This is a genomic window from Corynebacterium sp. HMSC078H07, assembly GCF_001812805.1.
Lineage (GTDB): Bacteria > Actinomycetota > Actinomycetes > Mycobacteriales > Mycobacteriaceae > Corynebacterium.
Genome location: NZ_KV810519.1, coordinates 28,964 through 38,472, shown reverse-complemented (window position 1 = coordinate 38,472; position 9,509 = coordinate 28,964). Strand labels below are relative to the sequence as shown.

The 9,509-nt window shown below is 61.6% G+C and carries 17 protein-coding genes and 1 pseudogene; 7 read left to right on the top strand and 11 right to left on the bottom strand.

Going from position 1 to position 9,509, the window contains the following annotated elements:
* Positions 1–303: 303 nt before the first annotated feature.
* From rpsQ to rpsJ, 11 genes are read right to left on the bottom strand one after another with little or no spacing between them, the layout of a single operon-like run.
* Positions 304–585, bottom strand: coding sequence for a 30S ribosomal protein S17 (rpsQ, locus tag HMPREF2875_RS12290; RefSeq protein WP_070673491.1), 282 nt, complete (start codon positions 583–585; stop codon positions 304–306).
* 2 nt (positions 586–587) lie between these two features.
* Positions 588–818 carry a 50S ribosomal protein L29 gene (rpmC, locus tag HMPREF2875_RS12285; RefSeq protein WP_005276944.1) on the bottom strand — a complete coding sequence of 77 codons (231 nt, stop codon included), beginning with the start codon at positions 816–818 and terminating at the stop codon, positions 588–590.
* A complete protein-coding gene (rplP, locus tag HMPREF2875_RS12280; RefSeq protein ID WP_070673490.1) occupies positions 818–1,234 on the bottom strand; it encodes a 50S ribosomal protein L16 in 417 nt (138 codons plus the stop codon). The genes rpmC and rplP overlap by 1 nt, the downstream gene beginning before the upstream one ends.
* 3 nt (positions 1,235–1,237) lie before the next feature.
* Positions 1,238–1,984: a 30S ribosomal protein S3 gene (gene rpsC / locus HMPREF2875_RS12275; protein ID WP_070673489.1), complete on the bottom strand. Its 747-nt coding sequence runs from the start codon at positions 1,982–1,984 to the stop codon at positions 1,238–1,240.
* Positions 1,984–2,346, bottom strand: a complete 363-nt coding sequence (rplV, locus tag HMPREF2875_RS12270) for a 50S ribosomal protein L22 (protein ID WP_039673710.1) — start codon at positions 2,344–2,346, stop codon at positions 1,984–1,986. The genes rpsC and rplV overlap by 1 nt, the downstream gene beginning before the upstream one ends.
* Before the next feature lie 3 nt (positions 2,347–2,349).
* Positions 2,350–2,628: a 30S ribosomal protein S19 gene (rpsS, locus tag HMPREF2875_RS12265; RefSeq protein ID WP_010189646.1), complete on the bottom strand. Its 279-nt coding sequence runs from the start codon at positions 2,626–2,628 to the stop codon at positions 2,350–2,352.
* A 13-nt stretch (positions 2,629–2,641) separates the two neighbouring features.
* Positions 2,642–3,478, bottom strand: a complete 837-nt coding sequence (gene rplB, locus HMPREF2875_RS12260; RefSeq protein ID WP_070673488.1) for a 50S ribosomal protein L2 — start codon at positions 3,476–3,478, stop codon at positions 2,642–2,644.
* Between the two features lie 40 nt (positions 3,479–3,518).
* Positions 3,519–3,824, bottom strand: a complete 306-nt coding sequence (gene rplW / locus HMPREF2875_RS12255) for a 50S ribosomal protein L23 (RefSeq protein WP_070673487.1) — start codon at positions 3,822–3,824, stop codon at positions 3,519–3,521.
* Positions 3,824–4,486 (bottom strand): 50S ribosomal protein L4, encoded by a 663-nt coding sequence (gene rplD, locus HMPREF2875_RS12250; RefSeq protein WP_039673702.1) that lies wholly within the window; start codon positions 4,484–4,486, stop codon positions 3,824–3,826. Before rplD ends, rplW begins: the two co-directional genes overlap by 1 nt.
* Positions 4,483–5,139: a 50S ribosomal protein L3 gene (gene rplC / locus HMPREF2875_RS12245; protein ID WP_070673486.1), complete on the bottom strand. Its 657-nt coding sequence runs from the start codon at positions 5,137–5,139 to the stop codon at positions 4,483–4,485. The genes rplD and rplC overlap by 4 nt, the downstream gene beginning before the upstream one ends.
* 35 nt (positions 5,140–5,174) lie before the next feature.
* A complete protein-coding gene (gene rpsJ, locus HMPREF2875_RS12240; RefSeq protein WP_003848085.1) occupies positions 5,175–5,480 on the bottom strand; it encodes a 30S ribosomal protein S10 in 306 nt (101 codons plus the stop codon).
* 661 nt (positions 5,481–6,141) lie between these two features.
* On the opposite strand from rpsJ, the gene HMPREF2875_RS12235 reads away from it, so the two are divergent.
* The 7 genes and pseudogenes from HMPREF2875_RS12235 to HMPREF2875_RS13595 all read left to right on the top strand — a co-directional run.
* Entirely contained in the window at positions 6,142–6,630 is a 489-nt protein-coding gene (locus HMPREF2875_RS12235) for an Asp23/Gls24 family envelope stress response protein (protein WP_070673485.1), read from the top strand.
* Positions 6,631–6,966: a hypothetical protein gene (locus HMPREF2875_RS12230; RefSeq protein ID WP_070673484.1), complete on the top strand. Its 336-nt coding sequence runs from the start codon at positions 6,631–6,633 to the stop codon at positions 6,964–6,966.
* Positions 6,967–6,975: 9 nt separating this feature from the next.
* Positions 6,976–7,170, top strand: a complete 195-nt coding sequence (locus HMPREF2875_RS12225; protein ID WP_070673483.1) for a hypothetical protein — start codon at positions 6,976–6,978, stop codon at positions 7,168–7,170.
* Positions 7,170–8,075 carry an Asp23/Gls24 family envelope stress response protein gene (locus HMPREF2875_RS12220; protein WP_246817118.1) on the top strand — a complete coding sequence of 302 codons (906 nt, stop codon included), beginning with the start codon at positions 7,170–7,172 and terminating at the stop codon, positions 8,073–8,075. Before HMPREF2875_RS12225 ends, HMPREF2875_RS12220 begins: the two co-directional genes overlap by 1 nt.
* Positions 8,068–8,646 carry a DUF6286 domain-containing protein gene (locus tag HMPREF2875_RS12215; RefSeq protein WP_070673482.1) on the top strand — a complete coding sequence of 193 codons (579 nt, stop codon included), beginning with the start codon at positions 8,068–8,070 and terminating at the stop codon, positions 8,644–8,646. The genes HMPREF2875_RS12220 and HMPREF2875_RS12215 overlap by 8 nt, the downstream gene beginning before the upstream one ends.
* The gene (locus tag HMPREF2875_RS12210) at positions 8,639–9,205 is read left to right on the top strand and encodes an Asp23/Gls24 family envelope stress response protein (protein WP_070673481.1); all 567 of its coding nucleotides are present in this window, start codon (positions 8,639–8,641) and stop codon (positions 9,203–9,205) included. The genes HMPREF2875_RS12215 and HMPREF2875_RS12210 overlap by 8 nt, the downstream gene beginning before the upstream one ends.
* Positions 9,206–9,292: 87 nt before the next feature.
* Positions 9,293–9,509, top strand: a pseudogene (locus HMPREF2875_RS13595) (HNH endonuclease); the annotation flags it as partial.

Below are 9,509 nucleotides of genomic sequence, written 5' to 3'. Positions count from 1 at the left end.
ACGGTGCTCAATGCGTTCTGCATCGCCATCGCGTCCATCAAGCGCTAAGACCAGCCCGACGCCCGTTAACGCTTAAGCATCCTTGAGGCGCTTTAGTAACTCGGAACGGTACTCAGAGATATCTACGAAATGACGAACTACGTACTCACTAGCCCGTAGCTTTAGGCGTTTCGCTTGTTCTTCGGAAAGCGACGGGTTGTTTGACATAGTTCAAGCGTTACCACAATGGCTCCGCGCTTGGGATCGCAAAACCCCGGCACCGAGTGGGGTGCCGGGGTTCGTGCATCGTGAAAGGGCTAGATTTTACTTAGCCTTCTCCACGATTTCGACGAGACGGAAGTGCTTGTCCTTAGACAGCGGGCGGGTCTCGGCGATGAGAACGCGGTCGCCGATGCCGGCGGTGTTCTCTTCGTCGTGCGCCTTAACCTTCTTGTTAGTGCGCATAATCTTGCCGTAAAGGGCGTGCTGCTTGCGGTCCTCGAGCTCGACAACGATGGTCTTGTCCATCTTGTCGGAGACAACGATGCCGGTGCGGGTCTTGCGAGCGCCCTTTTCCTTCTTAGTGTTCACGTTTGCCTCACTCATGATTAAGCCTCAGCTCCCGGAGCAACGGACAGGCCCAGCTCGCGCTCGCGCAGAACGGTGTAGATGCGGGCGATGTCGCGCTTAACCGTGCCGATGCGGCGGTTGTTGGTCAGCTGGCCGGTGGCCTTCTGGAAACGAAGGTTGAAGAGCTCTTCCTTCGCGTCCTTCAGGCGGGTCTCCAGCTCAGCGTTGTCGAGCTCACGGAACTCGTGGGCGGGGGTACCGGTAGCCATTAGAACTGGTCCTCCTTCTTGATGATGCGGACCTTGCACGGAAGCTTCTGACCAGCGCGGCGCAGTGCCTCGATGGCGGTTTCCTCGTTCGGGTAGGTCATCTCGAAGAGGACGCGACCCGGCTTAACGTTGGCAACCCACTTCTCCACCGGGCCCTTACCGGAACCCATACGAACGCCGAGCGGCTTCTGGGTCAGCGGGCGGTCCGGGAAGATGTTAATCCAGACCTTGCCGCCACGCTTGACGTGGCGGTTGATGGCAATACGTGCGGCCTCAATCTGACGGTTGGTGATGTACGCCGGCTCAAGAGCCTGGATGGCGTAGTCACCGAAGTTGATGCGGTTACCGCCCTTGGACACACCCGAGCGGTTCGGGCGGTGCTGGCGACGGTACTTGACGCGCTTAGGAATCAGCATGGATTAGCCCTCCTGCTTCTGCTGTGCGCGCTGACGACGCTGGCCACCACGACGCGGACGACCGTTACGGTCACCGCGGCCACGGCCCTGCGCCGGAGCGTTCAGTTCGGACTCGCGCACGCCACCGACGACGTCACCCTTGTAGATCCACACCTTGATGCCGATGCGGCCGAAGGTGGTGTGGGCCTCTGCGGTGCCGTAGTCGATTTCGGCGCGAAGGGTGTGCAGCGGAACGCGACCCTCGTGGTAGCGCTCGGTGCGGGACATCTCAGCGCCGCCCAGACGACCAGACAGGAGGATCTTAATACCCTTAACCTGCGGCTGGCGCATAGCGGACTGGATGGCCTTACGCATTGCGCGGCGGAAGGCCACGCGGTTAACCAGCTGCTCGGCGACGGACTGCGCAACCAGGGTTGCGTTGGCGTCAACCTGCTTGACCTCGAGGATGTTGAGGGCAACCATCTTGCCGGTGAGCTTCTCGAGCTCGCGGCGGATGCGGTCAGCCTCAGCACCGCGGCGGCCGATCACGATGCCCGGGCGGGCGGTGTGAATGTCGACGCGGACGCGGTCGCGGGTGCGCTCGATGACGACGTCGGCAATGCCGGCGCGGTCGAGGCCCTTCTCCAGGTACTGGCGGATCTTGATGTCTTCGGCTACGTAGTTGGCGTAGTCCTTATCGGCGTACCAGTGGGTCTTCCAGTCGGAAGTGATGCCCAAACGTAGGCCGTGAGGATGGATCTTCTGGCCCATTACTTGGCCCCTTCCTTCTGGCTCTCGACAACCACGGTGATGTGGCTGGTGCGCTTACGAATCATGAATGCGCGGCCCTGTGCGCGCGGCTGGAAACGACGCATGGTCGGACCCTCGTTGGCGTAAGCCTCGGAGATGACCAGGGTGCGCGGGTCCAGGCCGAAGTTGTTCTCAGCGTTGGCAGCTGCGGAAGCAACAACCTTGGCAACCGGCTTTGCGGCGCCCTGCGGAGCGTACTTCAGGATTGCAAGTGCCTCGGATACGGACTTTCCGCGAACCAGGTCGATGACGCGGCGTGCCTTCATCGGGGTAACGCGGACGTAGCGAGCCGTTGCGGATGCGGAGGTGATGGTGTCACTCATCGCTTATCGACGTCCCTTCTTGTCGTCCTTGACGTGACCCTTAAAGGTCTTGGTGGGTGCGAACTCGCCGAGCTTGTGACCAACCATGGAGTCCTCGACGAACACCGGCACATGCTTGCGGCCGTCGTGGACGGCGAAGGTGTGACCGATGAAGTCGGGCAGGATGGTGGAGCGGCGAGACCAGGTCTTGATGACCTGCTTGGTGCCGGCCTCGTTCTGAGCATCTACCTTGTTGAGGAGGTGCTCATCGACGAACGGGCCCTTCTTCAGGCTGCGTGGCATTGTTTACCTCCTCTTAGCGCTTCTTGTTCGGGCGACGACGGCGCACGATCATGTTGTTCGAGTAACGGTTCGGGTTGCGGGTGCGGCCTTCCTTGTGGCCCCACGGCGACACCGGGTGGCGACCACCCGAGGTCTTACCCTCACCACCACCGTGCGGGTGGTCGACCGGGTTCATAACGACACCGCGGACGGTCGGGCGGACGCCCTTCCAGCGCATACGGCCGGCCTTGCCCCAGCGGATGTTCATCTGCTCGGCATTGCCAACCTCACCGACGGTGGCGCGGCAACGGATGTCGACGCGACGGATCTCGGAGGACGGCATACGCAGGATGGCGTACTTGCCTTCCTTACCCAGCAGCTGGATGGAGGCACCAGCGGAGCGAGCCAGCTTAGCGCCAGCGCCCGGCTTGAGCTCCACAGCGTGGATGGTGGTACCGGTCGGGATGTTGCGCAGCGGCAGGTTGTTGCCCACCTTGATATCTGCGTTCGGGCCGGACTCGACGACGATGCCCTGCTTCAGGCCCTTCGGGGCGATGATGTAGCGCTTCTCGCCATCTGCGTAGTGCAGCAGAGCAATGTTAGCGGTACGGTTCGGGTCGTACTCGATGTGAGCGACCTTTGCAGGGATGCCGTCCTTGTCGGTACGACGGAAGTCGATGAGACGGTAACGGCGCTTGTGGCCACCGCCGATGTGGCGGGTGGTGATGCGGCCGTAGTTGTTACGACCACCAGTCTTGCTCAGCGGGCGCAGCAGGGACTTCTCCGGAGTGGAACGAGTGATTTCCTCGAACTGGGACACGGAGGATGCGCGGCGACCCGGAGTTGTCGGCTTGTACTTACGAATAGCCATAATTCTTCCTTTTCCTTATCGGCTCTTGGAGCCGGTTCTGCTAGTTAGCAGAACCGCCGAAGACGTCGATGGAGTCGCTGCCTTCACGGAGCGTCACGTAGGCGCGCTTGGTGGACTTACGCTGACCGTAGCCGGTGCGGGTGCGCTTGCGCTTACCTGCACGGTTGACGGTGTTGACGGAAGCAACCTTCACGCCGAAGATCTGCTCTACGGCATCTTTAATCTGGGTCTTGTTGGAGTCCGTGGAGACGTAGAACGTGTAGACGTTCTGCTCCATCAGGCCGTAGGACTTCTCGGACACAACCGGTGCGATGATGACGTCGCGCGGGTTAGCGAGCTTAGCCATTACTTCTCCTCCTTAGCTTCCTCGGCGGCGCCGGTGGCGCGCTCGACGAAGGTGTGCAGAGCCTCAACGGAGAACACAACGTCGTCCGAGTAGAGGACGTCGTAGGTGTTCAGCTGGCCGGCGTCCAGGATCTGGACGTTCGGCAGGTTGTTGGCGCTGCGGCGAGCATTAATGTCCTCGCGGCCGATGACCAGAAGAACGTTCTTGCGGTCGGTGAGGCGCTCGATGAAGGCCTTGGCCTGCTTGGTGGACGGGGTCTGACCTGGGACGAGCTCCTCGATGACGTGGATGCGCTCGTTGCGGGCACGGTCAGACAGTGCACCGTAGAGAGCAGCCTTGATCATGCGCTTCGGGGTGCGCTGGGAGTAGTCGCGCGGAACCGGGCCATGCACGGTGCCACCGCCGGTGTAGTGCGGTGCACGGATGGAGCCCTGGCGGGCGCGACCGGTACCCTTCTGGCGGAACGGCTTACGGCCACCGCCGCGGACCTCGCCGCGAGTCTTGGTCTTGTGGGTGCCCTGGCGAGCAGCAGCGAGCTGAGCGTTGACAACCTGGTGCATCAAAGCGATGGATGCTTCGGTGTCAAAGAGCTCGGCCGGCAGCTCAACAGAGCCGTTGGTCTTACCGTCAGCGGTCTGGACGTCTAGCTTGAGGTTGCTCATGCGTGTGCACCGCCCTTCACTGCGGTCTTAACGGTGACGAGGCCACCGCGCGCACCAGGGACAGCGCCCTTGATGAGCAGCAGGTTGGACTCGGCATCAATCTTCTGAATCTTCAGGTTCTGGGTGGTCACGCGGTCCTGGCCCATGCGGCCAGCCATGCGCTTACCCTTGAAGACGCGGCCCGGGAACGAAGCGCCACCGATACCGCCGACGCGGCGGTGAGCAGCCTGGTTACCGTGGGCAGCGCCCTGGCCTGCGAAGCCGTGGCGCTTCATGGCGCCGGCGTAGCCGTGGCCCTTGGTGGTGCCGGTGACGTCAACGAAGGTCACGCCCTCGAAGATATCCACCTTGACCTCCTGGCCCACCTCGTATGCAGAGGTGTCATCCATGCGGATTTCGGCCACGTGGCGGCGCGGGGTCACGCCAGCCTTCTTGAAGTGACCAGCGGCCGGCTTGTTGGCCTTGCGCGGGTCCTTCTCACCGAAGGCAATCTGGATGGCGTCGTAGCCATCGGTTTCTTTCGTGCGGATCTGGGTAACCACGCATGGCCCAGCCTCGACGACGGTGACCGGCACAACGCGGTTCTCCTCGTCGAAGACCTGGGTCATGCCGAGCTTGGTGCCCAGAATGCCCTTGATCTCGTTTTCACTCATAATTAGTTCTCCACCAAATACGTTGTGTCGATCGCTTACTGGATATTCACGTCGACGCTTGCCGGAAGGTCGATGCGCATAAGAGCGTCAACGGTCTTCGGGGTCGGGTCGAGAATGTCGATGAGGCGCTTGTGAGTGCGCATCTCGAAGTGCTCGCGAGAGTCCTTGTACTTGTGCGGAGAACGAATAACGGCGTATACGTTCTTCTCGGTTGGGAGCGGCACCGGACCAACAACACGAGCACCCGTACGGGTTACGGTCTCAACGATCTTCTTGGCAGAAGCGTCGATAGCCTCGTGGTCGTAGGCCTTCAGCCGAATGCGGATCTTTTGTCCCGCCACGCTTATCCTCTTCCTCGCTTCCCCACTTTCACATTCCCGGCCTTTCCGGGGCGTGAAGCGGTGGGAAATTGCTTCTCGATTTCTCTATAACGTTGTCCGGGCTTAGAGCCTTGGCACAACGCCAGTTGTCTGACTGCCATGACGACCATGAGATACAGTGCTAGGCAAATGCCCAGCCCGTGCAGTGCTCATGACGGGGTACAAGACCCGTAGTCAAAGTCAATAGGAAGAAGACTGGGGCGTTCGATCATAGATCTGCAACCAAAGTCTTATTCATATACTGCCGCTGTTTATTTGCCATGCTCCTTCTCCGGTCCATCGTCTCGGGGGTGTCTCTGCTCAAACGCGGACCTAGCCCGATCAGATGACCTTCGAGTGCGACTCATTCAAGCCCCACAACAAAGGTGTCATGTTCGCTTTACCAGCAACAACGCCCTACAAGCTTGTGCCTGCGGCTACGTTGCTGTGTTAAAGCAACCCCTGTATTTAAGCATGTAACCTCCCGTTTTCCAAACCGCTACGAAAACCGTGCCCAAAATCACGTTTCGTCCAAAGTTTGTCTCTCCCACCCCACAGAGTCCGAGTTCAGCGATAAGCTCGGGGGCAGCGACCACATGCCGCTCGACTAATCACCCAACCCAAGAATTGAGAAGGTTTCACCATGGCTGAAAACACCACCCCGAAGGACGTTGCTGAGAAGACCGAAGCCACCACCCCGGCTCCTGCCCCAGAGCGCAACAAGAACCTCGAGACGGAGTTCGGCACCACCCGCATTGACGACGTCGTGGTGTCCAAGATCGCTGGTATCGCCGCCCGCGAGGTCTCCGGCGTGGCCGCCCTGGGCGGTGGCGGTGCCCGCATGATGGGATCCATCCGCGAGTCCTTCGGTGCCTCCGAGGATGTCCGCCAGGGTGTCTCCGTGGAGGTTGCTAATGGCACCGCTTCCATTGATATCGCCATCATCGCTGAGTACGGCGTGGCTATCCACGAGCTGGCCGAGGCTATTCGCCGCAACATCATGAATGCTGTAGAGCGCATGACCGGCCTGTCCGTTGACCGCGTCGACGTGGTGGTTCACGATGTCAAGCTGCCGCGCGAGGAGCAGGAATCCGAGGACACCACTCCGGCCGTCACGCAGGGCCAGGCTTAAGTGAGCCAGCAGACCCCACAACTCACGGCGGAGGCCGCGCGGGCGATTGTGGAGGCGGTGACGGGACTGAGGGGCGTCGCCAAGCTCAGCCCCGGCCGTTTCGGCGAAGTGGCCCTGCTCTTCCCGGGCGAGCGTATCCACGGCATCTCCCGGCCCACACCGCGCGATGATACCTACCTTGAGCTGCACGTTGTCGTTGATGTCAGTAGTGACGTCGTCCTCGCCGAGCTTGGCGACGCCATCCGCGACACCGTCCGCAGCACCTGGCCCGCCGCACGTACCGTTGACGTCGTCTTCGCCGATGCAGTTGACTCTGCTGCCTCCCCACAGAACTAAAGGAAAACCATGAAGAATTACACCTCCCTCGGCGTTCTCGCCGGCTTGGTTCTCGCCTTTTTCATCTACCTCGGCGTCTGGTACGTCGTTCTCGCGGTGCTTCTGGCCGCGATTGGCGGCGTAGTTGGCGCGCACTTCGACAGCCGCATCGACCTCACCGCCGTGTGGAAAGGCGTGGTTGGCCAGGATAGAGGCCAAGGCTAGTGACAACTCCGTTCGACGACACAGGCCGTACCCAGTTCTCACTGCGAGCGATGGAAAAGGTCATTAGCTCCGCCATTGCCAGTGTGCCGGGAACCGCGGCTGTCGACGCCAAACTCGCCGGCCTCGCCGGCCGAGCCTTTCCGCGCGTCATGGCGCAGATGGATCCGGATACGAAGGTCGTGGCGGTCGATGCTGACATTGCCGTGTACTGGCCCTCGCCAGTGACTGATGTGGCGTCGGCAGTGCGCACTGCGATTTCGGAGGCCGTGCTGGACTTTACTGGCTTCCGCACGACCCGCGTCAACGTGACCGTTGGTGGCGCGGTGGCCGGTGAGCGCACGTCCGCGCTTGAGGTGGCTGCGCGCAGACCGCTGAGCGCGCGTGTTCCGGCCTCCGTGACGCCTCGTGAGCTCAAGCCCGTCACGACCTCGCGTGGCGTGGCGGTTCGCCAGATTGCCACTCCTGCCCCGGCCGCTGTGCGGGGCGTTGAGGCGCCCGTGGAAACGACGGTACGGTCGGTGGGTTTGCTGGGCGATGTCCCCGTGCGGGCCTCTGGCTTTGCTCCTTCGACGCAGCGCTACGAGTCGTTGCGGCCAATTAGCGCTGCTCCCCAGCAACGCCTGCGCGACGTCCACACTCCCCCTCCGGTAGCCGTGCGGCCGGTGGAGATGCCTGGCGAGTTCCGCCTGCAGCGCGTTGAGACTCCTCGTCCGGTCCAGCCGCGTTCGATCGAGGCACCCCACCCAGTGCAGCCGCGCCGCGTGTCCGCACCGCAACCGACTGCGCTGCAGCCGGTGGAGATTCGTCCGTCGGCGGACTTCACCCGCCGGGTTGACGTTCCCCGTCCGGCCCCGTTGCGTGCCATTACCATTACCCCGTTCGGCGAAGGAGCCCACCATGAGTGAGAAACCACTGCCGGTCACGTTAGGCCAGCGCCCGAAGGCCTCACCGCCGGCGCGTACGTGGACTGTCATCTTGGGCATCGTGTTGCTTGCCGCCGCCGTAGTTGCGGGCCGGGAGGCCTGGGTAGTCGGCGCGGACGAGGGCGGGCAGTCCTGGCTGCAGCCCTTTATCGACGTCATGTCGAAACCAGACATTGAGACGTGGATGCTCATCGGCGGTGGCATCGGCATTGTGGTGGGTCTCATCCTGCTGTGGGCGGCCTGCGCGCCGCGTAAGACGACGCATGTGCGAATCGCCTCGTCGGAGGCGTCCATGTGGCTGCGCGCGGTGGACATCGCGCGTATTGCCTCTGCTGCCGCGCGCCGCGTTCCAGGTGCTAGTGCTGCGCGCAGCCGGGCCAAGATTTCCGCCAACCGCGCCAGCCTTATTGTCACGGCTACGGGTGACCTGGATGATTCTCAGCTCAAGGAACGCGTCACCGATGCGGTAGAAGCCGCGCTTGCCGACGTCTCCCCAACCCCCACACTCACCGTTGTCATTGAGAACGATCAGGAGGAGATTGCCAATGTCTAAGAAGCTGGCCGGCGTGGACCGCACTATTCTTGCCATTCTGGGCATTGTGCTCATCGCGTTAGGTGCGTGGCCGATTCTCATTCACTTCAACGTGGACTTCGCTACCTACTTGGCGGAATGGGTTGACCACGACACGTGGGCTGGGCTGCCGGAGCAATCCTGGTGGGTTTATGCCTTGGCTGCCGCCACGGTGGTGTTGGCGTTGATGGGGTTGTGGCTTATCATTGCGAATCTGCGTCACCACCGGTTCAATACCGTGCATTCTGACGCCTCCAATGAGGACGGCGCCATTAAGACCAGCATGAATGCCATTGCGGGTGCGGTGGCCGATACGTTGTCCAACGTCGAGGGCGTAGAGAAGGTCTCGCGCTTGGTTGCCTATGACCGTGGCCGCCCAACGCTGCAATACGAGGTTCTCGCTGATCCGGATACCCCGCTTATGCGCATCAAGGATGCCATTGAGGTCAATGACAGCGATTTCCGTGCGGCCTTCCCAGACGCGGACCTGGATACCACTTACAAAGTGCACTTCACCAAGGTTCGCAGCGCCATCGCATAAGTAGGCTTTTGAGTTAAGCTCCTCGTGACGAGGGGCTTTACTCGTTCCGGTTGCGGGGCCTTTGGGCCTGCTTTAAGCTTCGTGGCCATGGGGGTATTAGAAACCTACTTCCACTACCGCAACTCGGGGATCGCGCTAGTGGAACAAGCATCCAGCTCACCCGATGAGCTCCGCGCGCTCGGCGCCGACGCCAATGACGCTACTGAGCTTGCCCACCTTCACCGCACCTACTTCGGGCAGACTCGCTTTACCGGCAAACAACGCAAAGCCCGTGCCGCCGCGGTGGCACAAAAGCATGGCCTAG